Annotated in this window: 18 protein-coding genes and 1 riboswitch; of the genes, 7 read left to right on the plus strand and 11 right to left on the minus strand. The window is 38.0% G+C overall.

Features of this window, described 5'->3' with window-relative positions:
- Nucleotides 1-488 precede the first annotated feature (488 nt).
- The 8 genes from cobJ to H6F39_RS15115 form a co-directional block, all read right to left on the minus strand.
- Nucleotides 489-2,198 carry a precorrin-3B C(17)-methyltransferase gene (cobJ, locus tag H6F39_RS15085; protein WP_190372551.1) on the minus strand — a complete coding sequence of 570 codons (1,710 nt, stop codon included), beginning with the start codon at nt 2,196-2,198 and terminating at the stop codon, nt 489-491.
- Between the two features lie 94 nt (nt 2,199-2,292).
- Complete coding sequence (locus H6F39_RS15090) at nt 2,293-3,000, minus strand: precorrin-2 C(20)-methyltransferase (protein ID WP_137907807.1); 708 nt, start codon at nt 2,998-3,000, stop codon at nt 2,293-2,295.
- Nucleotides 3,000-3,626, minus strand: a complete 627-nt coding sequence (locus tag H6F39_RS15095) for a precorrin-8X methylmutase (protein ID WP_137907808.1) — start codon at nt 3,624-3,626, stop codon at nt 3,000-3,002. The genes H6F39_RS15090 and H6F39_RS15095 overlap by 1 nt, the downstream gene beginning before the upstream one ends.
- Complete coding sequence (gene cobG / locus H6F39_RS15100) at nt 3,619-5,085, minus strand: precorrin-3B synthase (protein ID WP_137907809.1); 1,467 nt, start codon at nt 5,083-5,085, stop codon at nt 3,619-3,621. The genes H6F39_RS15095 and cobG overlap by 8 nt, the downstream gene beginning before the upstream one ends.
- A gap of 41 nt (nt 5,086-5,126) precedes the next feature.
- Nucleotides 5,127-5,285, minus strand: a riboswitch (cobalamin riboswitch).
- Nucleotides 5,286-5,350: 65 nt separating this feature from the next.
- Nucleotides 5,351-5,482, minus strand: a complete 132-nt coding sequence (locus H6F39_RS21005) for a hypothetical protein (RefSeq protein WP_255501579.1) — start codon at nt 5,480-5,482, stop codon at nt 5,351-5,353.
- Nucleotides 5,483-5,593: 111 nt separating this feature from the next.
- Nucleotides 5,594-5,845, minus strand: a complete 252-nt coding sequence (locus H6F39_RS15105) for a CopG family transcriptional regulator (RefSeq protein ID WP_137907810.1) — start codon at nt 5,843-5,845, stop codon at nt 5,594-5,596.
- 341 nt (nt 5,846-6,186) lie between these two features.
- Nucleotides 6,187-6,648 (minus strand): hypothetical protein, encoded by a 462-nt coding sequence (locus H6F39_RS15110; protein WP_190396952.1) that lies wholly within the window; start codon nt 6,646-6,648, stop codon nt 6,187-6,189.
- A gap of 45 nt (nt 6,649-6,693) precedes the next feature.
- Nucleotides 6,694-6,879: a type II toxin-antitoxin system HicB family antitoxin gene (locus H6F39_RS15115; RefSeq protein ID WP_137907812.1), complete on the minus strand. Its 186-nt coding sequence runs from the start codon at nt 6,877-6,879 to the stop codon at nt 6,694-6,696.
- A gap of 60 nt (nt 6,880-6,939) precedes the next feature.
- Between H6F39_RS15115 and cbiE the strand changes: the two genes are divergently transcribed.
- Entirely contained in the window at nt 6,940-8,151 is a 1,212-nt protein-coding gene (gene cbiE, locus H6F39_RS15120; RefSeq protein ID WP_190396953.1) for a precorrin-6y C5,15-methyltransferase (decarboxylating) subunit CbiE, read from the plus strand.
- A 119-nt stretch (nt 8,152-8,270) separates the two neighbouring features.
- Here the strand turns inward: cbiE and mtnA are convergent, their stop codons facing one another.
- Nucleotides 8,271-9,305 carry an S-methyl-5-thioribose-1-phosphate isomerase gene (gene mtnA, locus H6F39_RS15125; protein ID WP_137907814.1) on the minus strand — a complete coding sequence of 345 codons (1,035 nt, stop codon included), beginning with the start codon at nt 9,303-9,305 and terminating at the stop codon, nt 8,271-8,273.
- Between the two features lie 421 nt (nt 9,306-9,726).
- On the opposite strand from mtnA, the gene H6F39_RS15130 reads away from it, so the two are divergent.
- The 6 genes from H6F39_RS15130 to H6F39_RS15155 all read left to right on the plus strand — a co-directional run bounded on the left by H6F39_RS15130 (nt 9,727) and on the right by H6F39_RS15155 (nt 14,093).
- Nucleotides 9,727-10,092: a ferredoxin thioredoxin reductase catalytic beta subunit gene (locus tag H6F39_RS15130; RefSeq protein ID WP_137907815.1), complete on the plus strand. Its 366-nt coding sequence runs from the start codon at nt 9,727-9,729 to the stop codon at nt 10,090-10,092.
- Nucleotides 10,089-10,481: a DUF309 domain-containing protein gene (locus tag H6F39_RS15135; RefSeq protein ID WP_137907816.1), complete on the plus strand. Its 393-nt coding sequence runs from the start codon at nt 10,089-10,091 to the stop codon at nt 10,479-10,481. The genes H6F39_RS15130 and H6F39_RS15135 overlap by 4 nt, the downstream gene beginning before the upstream one ends.
- A gap of 356 nt (nt 10,482-10,837) precedes the next feature.
- On the plus strand, nt 10,838-11,329 hold the full coding sequence (locus H6F39_RS15140) for an LptA/OstA family protein (RefSeq protein WP_137907817.1): 492 nt from the start codon (nt 10,838-10,840) through the stop codon (nt 11,327-11,329).
- 27 nt (nt 11,330-11,356) lie between these two features.
- Complete coding sequence (gene lptB / locus H6F39_RS15145; RefSeq protein ID WP_137907818.1) at nt 11,357-12,085, plus strand: LPS export ABC transporter ATP-binding protein; 729 nt, start codon at nt 11,357-11,359, stop codon at nt 12,083-12,085.
- A 276-nt stretch (nt 12,086-12,361) separates the two neighbouring features.
- Complete coding sequence (locus tag H6F39_RS15150) at nt 12,362-13,477, plus strand: LptF/LptG family permease (protein ID WP_137907858.1); 1,116 nt, start codon at nt 12,362-12,364, stop codon at nt 13,475-13,477.
- A gap of 175 nt (nt 13,478-13,652) precedes the next feature.
- Entirely contained in the window at nt 13,653-14,093 is a 441-nt protein-coding gene (locus H6F39_RS15155; RefSeq protein WP_190396954.1) for a hypothetical protein, read from the plus strand.
- On the opposite strand, the gene H6F39_RS15160 is transcribed toward H6F39_RS15155, so the two are convergent.
- Together H6F39_RS15160 and H6F39_RS15165 are read right to left on the minus strand one after the other, a co-directional pair.
- On the minus strand, nt 14,090-14,533 hold the full coding sequence (locus tag H6F39_RS15160; RefSeq protein WP_190372546.1) for a nuclear transport factor 2 family protein: 444 nt from the start codon (nt 14,531-14,533) through the stop codon (nt 14,090-14,092). The genes H6F39_RS15155 and H6F39_RS15160 overlap by 4 nt on opposite strands.
- A 298-nt stretch (nt 14,534-14,831) precedes the next feature.
- Nucleotides 14,832-15,347 carry an orange carotenoid protein N-terminal domain-containing protein gene (locus tag H6F39_RS15165; protein WP_137907821.1) on the minus strand — a complete coding sequence of 172 codons (516 nt, stop codon included), beginning with the start codon at nt 15,345-15,347 and terminating at the stop codon, nt 14,832-14,834.
- Nucleotides 15,348-15,535 lie beyond the last annotated feature (188 nt).

Below are 15,535 nucleotides of genomic sequence, written 5' to 3' on the forward strand. Positions count from 1 at the left end.
TTCCTCAATATGGGCTGCAACTATTTTTTCTCGGAGATCCACTGAATATGCTTTCATGACAGTATTATCTTTATTATTACTAACTGTACCTCATAACTTCGGAAACTGCTGTAACTTATAATTTTCATATACCTTTAATTCTTTACTCTCTTCTCTGGGTAAGATACAAAAATATAGTTCATTTATTTAAAAATATTCATAAATAGCAGATGATATTTTTAAAAAAAAGTAAAATGTCCGCTTTCGCGGACACTTTTAGGGCTTCTGTCACTTTTATTGGCTACAATCATGTCTGGAACATGATGTTTTTATTGTTGATGATCAGAATCAAAAAATCAAGTCTTTTTCAGATATAAACTAGACATAATTAAGTGAATTATATCTTGAAAATTATAGTATTTCTCTTCTGCTGTCAAGTAGAGAAATAGGGAAGTTCACCGCAGATAAACCTGGACTATTCCCTGCTATATAAAAAAAATAAAAAAACATTATTCCTCAAAGTTATAGCGACGTGAAGTATAAACCCAAACATTATTATCTTGTTGAATTTGTTGAGTATGGGAAGAACCAATAATAATTACAGTTCCCATATCTGCTAATGTTGGTTCTAACTCTTCTAGGGTAATAACTTTAACCTCTTCTCCCTTTCTCCCTAGATTTCTTCCTAACACTACTGGTGTATGAGGTTTTCTGTATGCTAATAAAATTTTTTTCGCGGCTGCTAGTTGCCAATTGCGTTTTTTTGATACAGGGTTATAGAAAGCAATCACAAAATCACTTACTGCCGCAGTGGTGATTCTTTCGGCGATAATTTCCCAAGGCTTTAAAATATCAGATAGGGAAATTACGCAAAAGTCATGTCCCAAAGGCGCACCAATACGGGCGGAGGCGGCTTGCATAGCGGAAATACCAGGGGCGACCTGAATATCAATTGTGCGCCATTCTGGTTTATTATATTGGTCTAAAACCTCAAAAACCGCCGCAGCCATTGCGTAAATACCGGGGTCGCCAGAAGAGACAACCGCTACATATTTTCCCGCTGCGGCTAAGTCTAGCGCCTGATAAGCCCTTTCTGCTTCTACTCGATTATCTGATTCATGGACGCGCTTGCCGACAGCCAAGGATGCAATTAAATTAATATAAGTTTTATAACCTACTAAATCCGTAGCTGAATGCAAAATTTCCCTTACTTGTGGTGACATCCATTGAAATCCACCAGGACCAGTACCAATAATGGCTAATTTCCCCTGGGCTTGTCCTGTTGTGGTGGGGTTGATAATTTGGCTGGAAATGGCGACAGCAATAGAAGAACATGAAGATGATATAATTCGACCGTCTGTACCTGTGGCGGCTAAGGCTAGGGCTGAAGCGGAGGAGAGTTGGTTTTCCCGAAAAAACCGGACAGGAACGTTTAAAGCCTTAGCTACAGCATGGAGTTGGGAATTATTGGCCAAGTGAAGAGGTGCAAATATGCCAGCGACAGCAACAGATGCTAAGTTAGATTTTGTGAGTATTTGCTGAATTTGAGTAATTGTATCTGGTTCTGGGTTGGTGAGAGCGATCGCTATGGTCGCAGGATGATAAACTAAACAATTACAGTCATAATTACCCAAATATTCGGTAATTTTAATCTTTAACTCGCCGTTTTCATCAATAGGTAAATTACTCTCCCTCAACCAAGGTGCTGTTCCGAGTAACTTGACTTTTTTCCCGGACAATAGGTCAGCAATAAATTTTTTCCCCTGTTCTGGGTTAGCTAAATGATATCCCCAGGGGGGAGACAACAAAGCGGTATGAAACCGGATATCCCCCGTGGTGGTAATTGCTGGTTTAATATTCAGCACTTCTCCAATTTGACGGGCTAAATCATTTACACCACTCAGTCCACCTAAAAGCGGTACTACAGCACTTCCATCTTCTGCGACAGCTAAAAGAGGTGGTTCTTGTCCCTTATCATTTAAAATGGGTGAAATTGTTCTAATGAGAATCCCAGCCGCACAAACACCAATTATTGGCGTACCAGCAGCAAACAATTCCCGCACAGTTTCGCCAAAGTTGGTAAAACTAATATCAATATCATGAGTACGACTAGCTAAACCGTATAATTTCGCGGTTGCAAAGATATTAGTAATTTTCCGCCCCACAATAACGCTATTTTGACTTAAAACTACAACCGCTGGGACTACTCTTGTATTCATGTATTTGACGAAACTAAGCTATTGAGAATTTAAACGGGATAGAAATGGGTAATTAACCGCAGATGAATATCAAGAGTTATCAATTCCCAATTTCCTACAATTTATTTTTGGTAGGGATGATAATCATGGAAAAATAGGGTACTTCCAAGGGGTTAACCGCATCTAAAGGTAATATACGTTGTTGCGTACTTGTAGCGCGTTCAATATATCTAGCCCGTGAAGCTAGTCCCAATTCATGGAGAAGATTCCTAATTTTAGAGAAATGACGACCAAGTTTCATAATGGCCGCCGCGTCAGTGGTTAGAAGTTGGCTAGTTAGTATTTCTATTGGTAATGGCGCAGGTAAAACGGTAAGAACATCATTATAATAAGTAAATGGCAAACCTAAAGCCACAGGACAAGCCATAAGTGAGGAAACTCCAGGAACAACTTCTGTTTTGTATTTATCAGCTAATCGAGTAAATAAATACATAAATGAACCGTAAAAAAACGGGTCTCCTTCACAGAGAACCACCACGTCTCGACCAGCGGCTAAATGGTCAGCAATGGGTTGAACTTCTCGGTCGTAGATAGATTTGGCATTTTCTGGTTCTAAGGCGCGAGGAAGATGAAATAATACCTCAATTTGATGATTATCCAGGTAGGGGGAAACAATCTTTCTGGCGATACTTTCTTTATCTACCGCTGACTGATAAGCAACAACGGGAACGGAACGGAGGATACGTAAGGCTTTTAAGGTAATGAGTTCTGGGTCTCCAGGTCCGACACCAATTCCATAAAGACGACCTCCAGGATTAGTCATTACTCTTCCTCACTTGCTAAAGCGTTAACAGCAGCCGCAGCGATCGCACTTCCGCCCCGTCTTCCATGTAAAGTTAAGAATGGTACATTGCGGCTATCTGCGGACAATGCGGCTTTTGACTCAACCGCACCCACAAAACCGACGGGAAAACCCAATATTAACGCCGGTTTAGGAACTCCCTCGTCTAGCATTTCCAATAGCCTAAATAGTGCTGTAGGTGCATTTCCAATCACCACTATTGCCCCTTCTATATGAAAGCGCCATAATTCTAGGGCAGATGCTGATCTTGTATTTTTTAATCTTTTAGCCAGTTGTGGTACTTCTGGATCATTTAGGGTACAGATCACCCTATTATTTTTGGGTAGTCTTTTTCTTGTTATCCCTTCGGCTACCATGTGAGAATCGCACAAAATCGGTGCGCCGTCAATCAAGGCTTTTCTCCCAGCTTCTACCGCTGTAGAAGAATATCCTAAGTCTTTGACAATATCCGTCATTCCACAGGCATGAATCAGACGAACAGCAATTTTAGCTACATCATCTGGTAACACATGGAGATTGGATTCTGAGCGAATAATTTCAAAGGATTTAGCGTATATTTCGTTAGCGTCACGGATGTAATCAAACATGGTATTTTAAAATTGTAACTGTTGAATTTGGACTGGATTTGCTAAATAATTGGTTTAATTGGTGTTTTTGACGGTCAATAAACTGGCTGAAGGATTCCTGTAAACTTAGACGTTGTTGCTGATACACTGCCAATATTTGCTGAATGATCATTGGAACTTTAGCTAAAGTCACATATTCATAGAGCAAATGACCAAGAACATAAATTTGATAACCGGGAAAATTTCCGCCGGCAACACCAAGTAAGGTAATATCAGCTTGGGTATGTTGAGCGCAAGATTTACTGCACCCACTAAAATGGATATTAACCGAACAATCTAAAATCATAAGATTTTCTAGGTATTTTGCCAAGTCTAAAGCATCATCTTTCGTTTCTGTGGCCGCAGCAGCACAACCTCGTTTCCCAGAACAAGCTACTAAAAAACTTTTGATGTCCGTTGGTGAATAGTTTAAATCCAAGTTGGTAATTTCTTTCTCAACTTCTATGATTTGATTTTGGGGAATGTCGCTTAATATTAGGTTTTGCCAAGGTGTTAACCTGATATTATCATCACCGTATCTTTTGGCAAGATTAGCTAAACCTCGAATTTGATAGGTTTCTAGTCTTCCTAAAGGTAAAACAATACCAATGTAATATAACCCGCTTTGTTTCTGGCTATGAATGCCTATAAGATTTTTCTCTCGCAGAGACGCAGAGACGCAAAGAGAAGGTTTTTCAAGATTAAATTCAAAATTAAATGTGTTTGGCTCTAATTCTTCTTTGACTTGGTGCAGATATTTTTCGATGGTGATGTGATTGATAATTTCTCGTAAACGTGGTTTACAACGGTTGTTAATGTCTATGTGTTTGAGGTAAGTTTCTGCTAATGCTGCTAAAACTGCTATTGTCTCTACTGGTTTAAGTAAAATTCCCGTGTCTTTGGCTGGTTCTCCTTTTTCTCCATAACTGAGATATAATCGCCAATGGATATTGCTGTTAATTAATTCTGCTGCTAAGATGATATCATTGGGGCGGTCTTTTAGGGAAATTTTGCCTCCACCATCAAAACACACACTAAATTTCGCCGATAATTGGGAGAGATGAGAATGTGCTGTAATATATTTTTCCCAAGCTTTAACTAAGGGACGAGTATCTATTAGTTCTTGAGTATCAATACCCGCTGTAGGATTAGTCATAATATTGCGGATATGGTCTACACTAGCATTAGTAGAAGCTAAACCTAGCGCTTGTAATTTTTCCAGAACTTGAATATTTATCCCTTGTTTAATTTCTCTAATTTGGATATTAGCGCGGTTAGTAATATCAATATAGCCCCCACCATAATGATCAGAAATATCCGCTATGGCCTCAAATTGTTGAGAATTAATCATTCCCCCTGGTATTCTCAGACGACAGAGAAAACCATCTTGGGCTAATGTATTGTAAAATAACCCTGGACAAGCAGTCAATGGAAATTGCAAAATCGTGACTCCTTCTCTGTGTGACGCAGAGACAGAAATTGAGTAGATACCCTAGAATTGGCATTCTGACTTACCCAACTTTAGATTTGAGATTTTTAGTCAAATCCAAAATTGCTTTACAGCTGCGGCACAGTCCCGGAATTACACCGAAGTTTCCCAACCCTAAGTTTTAGCATTGTACCACAAAATAGTATTTTATGCTATCGTTAATTTTTTTAGTCATGAAGAGGATACCAACCACTCATTAACAAAGGTTTACGAACAACTATAATAAAGGGGTAACGGGTTTATTCATAGGTAAGCTAATTATTGTAGCCCGAACCATAGCAGTGGCGGTATTAACTAACTGTTGATAGATAGTTTCGGGTATTTGTAGTGTAATAGTTTCAGTAGGCATAATTTCAATAAATAAGGATACACTAATGATAATTTAATCAAAAATCTTTAATATTAAGTCTTGATTTTTTCCCTATTGCTAATGCTAACCAAAATCCTGTATCTGCTATAATCATAAAGATTCTTCTAAGATGGTTTTTAATTGAGTTTTGTAAGTGCTAGACAAATCTGGATCACCTTCTCCACACGCAATAAAGTCACTTTGTTTAAGTAAAGCAAGAGGATCATTTTCTGGCTGTTTAATTTTTTGATAATAAAGATCAATTGCAGTTTGAATAATTTGTTTGATATCTTGGTTGGTTTGTTGTTGAATGATATTAATCTGATCAAGAATGATTTGATCTAAAGATGTATCAATGTTCATAATTTCTCCTTATAAATAGATAGAATAATTATAACACTAATTTAATTGACTGGATTTTAAAAGCAAAAAATAAATTTCTTGGCTAATAGCAAAATTAAGCTAAAGCTGAATGAAGATTGATATTTATTAAGTCTGTTTTAACAGACTTTTGCTATGAGACTGAGAATTCATTCTCAGGCGGTTTGGTGGGAAAATGAAAGATGTATATTAACAGCAAAAAACCCTCGATAAATTAACCGAAGGCTTATTAATTTTATGTTTACAAGTCTTCTATGAAATAATCAGATGACTTAAAAAATTGGTGATTTCCAATATTGTCAAATACAGCAAATCAGAAACTACTAATTTACATTTTGACTGTGGTTATCGCTTAAATTGCTTACTACCTGAGATGCAACGTATCCACCTACTGCTCCTACTGCTAGTGTTGCTGCTACAGGAACTAGAACTGGTGCTGATACAACAGTTGTAGCAGCGGCCGCTAATGGAGCTAAAGCTGTTACAGCTGTTTGTCCAATAACCGCTAAACTGCTTATTATAGGTACAGCATTTGCTATAAATACACTACCAGCTATAGTTTCAGCCTGTCCAGTAGCAATAAGCGTTACTCCACTACCAGCAATTACTCCCGCTACAAAAGAAGGTGTACTCGAACAGTTGCTGCCAGATTCACATTTAATGATTATGTCTATAACTCCTGCACTAGCTGTAGATGGAAAAATAGTTAAAGTGCTTACTACAACAATCAATGTCGCTAGACAGACTGATATTACGCTTTTGGCATTTTGGAATATACGCAGCATCTAAATTCCTTTGTGTATTAATTTGCTTAATAATTATAGACTAATTCAATACAAATCAGATTTGACTTCATAATGTGCCACTTTATCAGACAAAACACGCAAAGTCAAAGCCTGAACCTTATAGCCACCGCTTCCTATATTGTTTACATAGGTTAACACAGCGGGAAAATCAATCACCTCTGCAATAAAGCGTCCGTCTTCCTCTTGTTCAATCTCTATTTTCAAGTTCATAGCCTGTAACGGTAAGGTAATAAAAGCGATATTCCAACAAAACAAACAACCTCACAAATTATGCAAAAATGGTTATCAATTATCGGTATCGGTGAAGATGGTTTAGCAGGGTTAAGTCCCCTAGCTGTTTCTTGCTTAGACAAAGCTAAAATTATCTTTGGAGGGGAACGTCATCTTTCCATGTTACCCCCCGACGACCACCGGGAAAAAATTCCCTGGAAATCACCTTTTCAAACTTCCATAACAGAAATTATTAGTCGTCGTGGCCAAGCAGTTTGTATTTTAGCTACTGGCGATCCTTTATGCTATGGTGTGGGTACAAATATTCTTAAAGATATTAATATTTCGGAAGTTACAATTATTCCTGCACCTTCGGCTTTTAGTCTAGCTTGTTCTCGACTAGGATGGTCTTTAACGGAGGTGGAAACTTTAAGTTTATGTGGTCGTCCGGTTTCTCTAGTCCAATCTTACATTTATCCTGGTGCAAAATTATTAATTTTGAGTGAGGGAAAACATACCCCGGCTAATGTGGCGGAAATTTTAATAAGTCGCGGTTACGGTAATAGTCAAATTACCGTTTTAGAAAAAATGGGTAATATTAATGAGGATATTATAACAGATATCGCTACTAATTGGCAAGGAAAAAATATCGCCCCTTTAAATACTATTGCTGTGGAATGTACTGCTGATAAGGGAATAGTTGGTTTATCGAGATTTCCCGGTTTACCTGATAGTGCTTTTCATCATGATGGACAATTGACAAAAAGAGAAGTCCGGGCGGTGACTTTATCGAGTTTAGCACCTCACCCTGGGGAGTTACTGTGGGATGTGGGGGCTGGTTGTGGTTCTATTTCTATAGAATGGCTGCGAAGCGACAGGAGATGTCGAGCGATCGCTATTGAACAAAATGCCTTTAGAATAAATTATATTGCTGATAATGCGGCTGCTTTGGGAACACCGAATTTACAAATTATTGCGGGTAAAAGTACGGAAGTTATAGAAAATTTACCTCCACCCAACGCGATTTTTATTGGTGGTGGTGTGACAGAACCAGAAATACTAGAAAATTGCTGGAATGCTTTACTTTCTGGGGGGAGAATGGTTGTTAATGTTGTGACATTAGAGGGTGAAGTGATTTTATATCAATGGTATGAAAAAGTGGGAGGGAATTTTACCCGGATTGCAATTCAACGCGCTGAACCTATTGGGTCAAGATTTTTGGGTTGGAAAGCAATGTCCCCTGTTACCCAATGGATAGGAATCAAAAATTAAAAAAAATTAATCTGTATTTATCTGTATTTATTCGTCCGCGTTTATCTGCGTTTATCTGCGGTTAATAATTCTATAATTTATTCCCATACTCTGTATGGGAAAGAGAAAAAAGCAAGTATTTATTTTTCTTTAGCCGTTAATAAATCACTTGGAGAAAAAGCACCATTTTCTGTAATAATGGCTGTAATTAGATCCGCAGGTGTGACATCAAAAGCCGGGTTATAAAATTCTACTCCTGGAGGGGTGAGAATAGTTTCACCTATTTGATAAATTTCCCCTGGGTGACGTTCTTCAATGGGAATTTGACTACCATTAGCTATTTGAAAATCTATGGTGGATAGAGGTGCGGCGACAAAGAAAGGGATATGATGGGATTTGGCAACAATAGCTAAACTGTAAGTCCCGATTTTATTAGCAGTGTCACCATTAGCAGCTATTCTATCAGCGCCTACAACTACAGCATCTATTAAACCTTGTTTCATGCAGTGGGCGGCCATATTATCGGTAATTACTGTGACTGGAATCCCTTCTTGTACACATTCCCAAGCAGTGAGTTTTGCCCCTTGCAAGCGCGGACGGGTTTCGTCTGCAAATACTCTAGCTAAACGTCCTTGTTTCCAAGCGGAACGGACTACACCTAAAGCTGTACCATATCCAGCCGTAGCTAAAGCACCTGCGTTACAATGGGTGAGGATAATTAGTTTTTCCGGGGTTTGTGGTAATGCGCCTAAACCATAATCGCCTATAGCTTGACAAGTTTGTAAGTCTTCGGCATTGATATTTTTAGCTGTTTCTAAAAGAGTTTCTTGAATTTCTGTAACTGTTCCCAAAGTCTCATAAGCCGTTTGCATCATTCTACCAATTGCCCAAAATAAATTTACCGCAGTGGGACGGGTAGAACGCAATAAACTGGCTACTTTCTCTAGTTTAGCTAAAAACTCCTGGCGATCGCTAGTTTCAATTTCTCTTGCCCCTAAGTACATTCCATAAGCAGCAGCCACTCCAATTGCTGGCGCACCTCTAACAATCATAGTGGTAATAGCTTGGGCCATATCTTGACTGCGGTGAATTTCCACCACTATATATTCATTAGGTAAGCGAGTTTGATCAATCAGTGATACTGAATTATTACGCCAAATAACGGGATAAATCATGTTATCAGTTGTTGGTTGTAGGGGTTTAGTTAGGTGGGCATTTAACCGTATCTACACAAGCCAAGTCCACTTATGTGGGTTGCAGCTGAATTTTTTTAGTCCGGGTAGGCTGACTTTGTTTGTATAGCTGCGACTTCTAGTCACCAGGGCTTTATCAACAGATAATTTTCACATATAGCAATCATTAATGAACAAATTTATTGCCGAAAAAATCAACTTTAACCTTTGTTAGTCGTTGGTTACTCTAGCAAAACCCAGATTCATTGGCAGAAAGGGTCATTAATCAAGGATATCCCCCTATTTTTATCTAAAACGAACAAGAACTACAACCTCAATTACAAAAAGCTCTGAGTTTGTTTGAAAGTGATTTCTCTCACTGACCGTGATGTACAATGCAAAGAAACATTAAAATTTATCAGCAATGACTACACCAGAAGTGAATTTAAAATCTAGCGATAAAAGCCTAGAGGCAATGCGGCATTTTTCCGAACAATACGCTAAACGGACGGGAACATTCTTCTGTTCTGAACCTTCCGTTACCGCAGTTGTGATAGAAGGGCTGGCCAAACACAAAGACGACCTGGGAGCGCCTTTATGTCCCTGTCGCCATTATGAGGATAAAGAGGCCGAAGTTAACGCCGCTTTTTGGAACTGTCCCTGCGTACCCATGCGTGAACGTAAAGAATGTCACTGTATGCTGTTCCTCACCCCTGATAATGATTTTGTCGGTGATAAACAAGAAATATCCATGGCAACTATTAAAGAAGTTCGGGATAGTATGGGATGAATGAAACCATGCCTGACGAGTTTTGGCATGGTATAGAACAGTTCAATGCGGGAGAGTTCTATGCCTGTCATGACATTCTAGAAGCAATCTGGATCGATAGTCTCGAACCAGATAAAACTTTTTATCAAGGTATTCTCCAAATCGCTGTAGGACTCTATCATCTGGGTAATTGTAACCGACGAGGGGCAATGATTCTTTTAGGAGAAGGTAGTAATCGTCTTAGGCGTTATCTACCTAGCTACGGCGGTATTAATGTGGAAGAGTTATTTACCCAAAGTGTAGATTTATTAACAATACTACAACAGGAAAGTTTAGAAACATTGGCAAATACTGAATTGGTAGAAAATCAAATTTGGCTTTTACCCAGCATTTCTCTGAGTCATGATTAGTGTCTAAACTATGATTTGGATGATTTGCATGATTTAATCCTTTAATCATCTCCTGTAGGGTGCGTCTTCAATAATTCGGTAATGGTAATAATTAACAAATTTTTGGCACTTGACGCACTTAAGTAATATGCCAGTCGCGGTCAATTAATGTCTAAATCATGACTTGTATAAGTATGATTTAATAATTTATTGCAAGTACATAGATATGTAAAAATCAATAACTTAGTAACAATTAACTAACAAATTCTTGCCAGTTTTGATCAGACATTTTCAAAGCGAAACTAAAATTTAAAACCACCGTCCGTTTTTGCTATAGAACTCATATTTGATTCCCTATTCCCTATTCCTTGACTTTTATGATACCTTCTTATCAATTGCTAAAATCACAGATAAGCCGCTTAGGGTTGGCTTTATTGCTGCCAATTTCCTTTGTGGGTACGGTGGCATTGTCTACCCAAATCCAACCTGCTATAGCCCAACCTGGGGGCAATCGTCCTTTGACTATCCGCTCTGATGTCCAGGAATATGACGCGAAAACCCAAGTAATTACTGCCCGTGGTAATGTGCAAATGCTGTATCCGGCTCGTCAAATTCAAGCTACTTCCGCTCAAGCACAATACTTTAGCAAGGAAAGACGGATTGATTTCAGTGGTAATGTGTATATCCTACAACAAGGTACTAATAGTATTCGTGCGGAAAAAGTCACCTATCTAATTGACGAAGGTAAATTTATCGCCTTACCCCAGTCTAATCGTCAGGTAGAATCAATCTACATGATAGAGGACTCCCCAACTAGACAAACTACTAAACCAGCCCCAAAAACCCCATCCCTAAAGCGTTCTAATTAGCATTTACTATCAGGGAAAAGCTGAAGCGTGAAAATTGTTTTAGAGAATATCTACAAATCCTACGGTAAACGATTAATTGTTAATCATGTTAGCCTTGCTGTTAACCAAGGAGAAGTTGTCGGTTTACTCGGTCCCAATGGTGCTGGAAAAACAACAACATTTTATATTGCTACAGGTTTAGAAAAACCTAATCATGGTAAAGTGTGGTTAGATAATTTTGATATTACTGATCTTCCCATGCACAAAAGGGCTAGATTAGGTATTGGCTATTTAGCTCAAGAACCAAGTGTATTTCGTCATCTTTCAGTGCAAGAAAATATTCTCCTAGTATTTGAACAAACTCAAGTTCCTAGAAGAGAATGGGGAAAAAGATTACATATTTTATTGCGGGAGTTTCGCTTAGAAAAAGTGGCCGATAGTAAAGGTATTCAACTTTCTGGAGGTGAACGACGACGCACAGAATTAGCTAGAGCTTTGGCTGCGGGTAAAGATGGACCTAAATTCCTCTTTTTAGATGAACCCTTTGCGGGAGTTGACCCCATTGCTGTGTCTGAAATTCAGGAAATTGTCGGTCAATTACGCGAACGTGGTATGGGTGTATTAATCACAGATCATAATGTCCGTGAAACCCTGTCCATTACAAACCGTGCTTATATCATGCGCGAGGGACAAATTCTCGCCTTTGGTCATGCGGATGAACTCTATAATAATCCTTTGGTGCGACAATACTATTTAGGTGATAATTTCTCTGTTTAAATTGTTTAAATTGTTTAAATTAATTTATAACCGTTTCTATAGTATTTCTATACTCCCTCAAATACAGGAATAATCAATTAACCATAGATAAATCTGTACTTTGGGAGAGCAGGAAATAATATAAATTAAAATATAAAATTGCCAAATATGGCTACACCACCCCAGCTATCAAAATTTTAAACTTTGCGCCTTTGCTCCTTTGCGCGAAACATAATCATGACATCTAAACAATTTAAACCATTCTCTCATTTCATCTCCCTATTTTCCTTTTCTATCATGGATCGCTATTTGGCGCTCCAATTACTGCCACCATTTTTATTTGGTGTCGGTGCATTTACTTCTGTAGTTTTAGCAATTGATAGTTTATTTGAATTATTAAGAAAAGTTGTAGAATCTGGTTTACCACTTAACATCGCTTTAGAAGTTTTCTTATTAAAGCTACCTTATGTCATGGTTTATTCTTTTCCCATGTCGACTTTGTTAGCTACTTTAATGACTTATAGTCGTCTTTCCAGCGAAAGTGAATTAATTGCATTACGTGGCTGTGGTGTTAGTGTTTATCGGATGGTTTTAACTGCTGTAGTGTTAAGTTTTGCAGTTACGATCATGACTTATATATTTAATGAACAAATTGCTCCAGCCGCAAATTATCGAGCTACTGTTACTCTAGAAGCAGCACTGAAATCAGATCAACCTTCTTTTAAACAACAAAATATTTATTATCCTGAATATCGAGAAATTAATGAACCAAATGGGAGCAAAAATAAAATACTTTCTCGCTTATTTTATGCTGATCAGTTTGATGGTAAACAAATGAAGGGTTTAACAATTATAGACCGTTCTCGCGGGGAAGTTAATCAAATTGTCGTTTCTGAATCAGCTAAATGGAACGGTAAAAAACAAGTTTGGGATTTTTATAATGGGACTATTTATTTAGTGGCAACTGATCGATCCTATCGAAATATTTTACGATTTGAACATCAGCAATTACAACTACCTCGCACACCTTTAACTTTAGCAGAAAATAACCGGGATTATGGGGAAATGAATATTTCTCAAGCTTTAGAACAATTAGAAATCGAACGTTTGGGAGGTAATGATCAAAAAATTCGCAAATTACAAGTGCGAATTCAACAAAAAATCGCTTTTCCCTTTGTTTGTGTGATTTTTGGTTTAGTTGGCTCAGTTATGGGTAGTATACCTCAACGTACTGGACGAGGAACAAGTTTTGGTATTAGTGTCATTGTCATTTTCAGTTATTACCTACTATTATCTGTTTCTGGAGCTTTAGCACAGGCTGGTATTCTTTCTCCTGTAATCGGTGCATGGCTACCCAATTTATTTGGATTAGGAACGGGTTTATTTCTACTAGTGCGCGTAGCTCGCAGATAAATGTTGATGATTAAATTAATGATTAAGAAATATTAAGTTAATTAATAACTTTTGCTAAATTTATTTGACATATCAGTATAACTTATTAAATACTGTAAATATAGGGCTGCTTGCAGATGATCCCGATTATTTGGTTACTAAACATAAAAATCCCTAATTTAATAGAATTTCAACTATGGAAGCTTTATTTTGCCTATCACCCCGCTATCGTCTAGATGATGAATCACCTTGGTTAGAAGGAATTGATCCTAGTCGTCATTACTGGATTGCGGTGAATGGAGATAAAAAAGCAACAGTGTCTATCCCCGGACTCTTAGTATCTTCTATAACTGAATTTAAACAAGTTATACGTCAATTTCGCTCTCTCCAACCTGGCGAAATTATGGGTTTGGCGAGAATTTCCAGCGTTTGTATAATTCACTGTATTTCTCCTAACTGCTATGCTCTAGAATCAAAAATTAATGATGCTGCTGTATGGCATCTTTTTGATCAGGAAACTTTGGATAGCTTGTTAATGACAGCACATCCAGATTGGCAGTGTTCACCGTCTGATATCGAACTAGGTAGAAAATTGCTATTCCGTTCTTTAGCTCAAGCTACTGCTGCTAAAGGCTAAACGGGATCAACTGTATATTCTTTATCGGGTGGCCGTAAGCACAGCAAATCTTGGGGTGAGGCTAAAAGCTTGATTTTAGCTTCAGTGATTTGTTTATTTTGGTTGAGAATGAATAACCACAGGACATTTACACCACACCAGGAAGTTTCCGCTTTACCAGTCACCTGAATTTGAGTATAATGATCTGGTAAATTCTCACTCATTCCCTGTTGCGGGTAGGCTTTGATATCTTGCGCTTCTTTGTCAAGATAAGTAGCGATCGCATCTTGTCCGATAATAGCACATTCAAATGGTGGGTAAATAAGACCATCCTCCGCAAATAACGCAGCGGTTTGTGTAAATTCCCCGGCATTTAAAGTAGTAAAGTAATTTAAAATTGTTGTTTCTGTGACTCCTGAAATCTGAATTTCTCCTGGTGGTGAGAATTTAGCAACGGTCATATATATATTTACCTGTATTATTTTGGATTAGAAATAAACCGCAAAGGCTAGAAGGACGGGAATAAAGAAATACAAGATTAAAAAAATGGGTTTATGCTAAAAAAAGTGATATTACGCAACTGACTATTTATGGATATTATTGTGACAGTTGCGTAACTTCTAAAATGGTCAAATATTGAGGCTATGAGGATATAGAAATTGTTAAATCCTTTGAGGGGAATTTAAAATCTAAAATCCAAAATCTAAAATCCAAAATCTAAAATCCAAAATCTAAAATCCAAAATCTAAAATCCAAAATCTAATCAGCTAAGGGGTCTACACCCATATCTGAGACTACTTTCCGCAAAACAGTAATTTGTTGACCAAAATCTAATTCTTTTAAGGTTTCTAAAACTCGTGAACCGTCGCGGGACAGTTGATAACCGGCTGGTACGGGAATAACAAAGCCTTTCACCATTAATTCTGATAATTCGTACCAGAAGGCCAACTTGGTGTTGACGCTGAGAATACCATAGGCGCGGGAAATGGGGGTATTCCTTTGAGCAGCCAAGTCGCGCATGACTTCTAACTGCTCTGGGTGGGACATTTGTTTAATTTGATTTAAAAGACCTTCTGCCAGTTGCAGACGCGCTGCACCTGTAGCTGCCGGTGTAATAGAGCGACCCATTTCTGTGTAGGCATACCAAAGAACTGCCAGTTGATCATCTATGCTCAGAGCTTTGAATACAGCAATGGTCGCGGGGATAGCGTCGGTGGTTTGATAATTGAAAGTTCCAGAAAATCTGGTTGAAGCTGAATCAGAGGTGAATGTCATAATTTCTCCAAGGTCTATGAATTAAGTCAGGAGGTTAATCACTCTGGGTTGCTTGACCTCTTCCATCCCATATTGCATTATTTCTTAACAAATTGCAAATAAAATTTACATATATGTGTAATCAGGAATAGTAAACTAGGGGATCATAGCCTGGCCTGATAATATACTGATCATCCCTTTTGTCTTTG

Source organism: Dolichospermum sp. FACHB-1250, assembly GCF_014696335.1.
Classification (GTDB): domain Bacteria; phylum Cyanobacteriota; class Cyanobacteriia; order Cyanobacteriales; family Nostocaceae; genus Dolichospermum; species Dolichospermum planctonicum.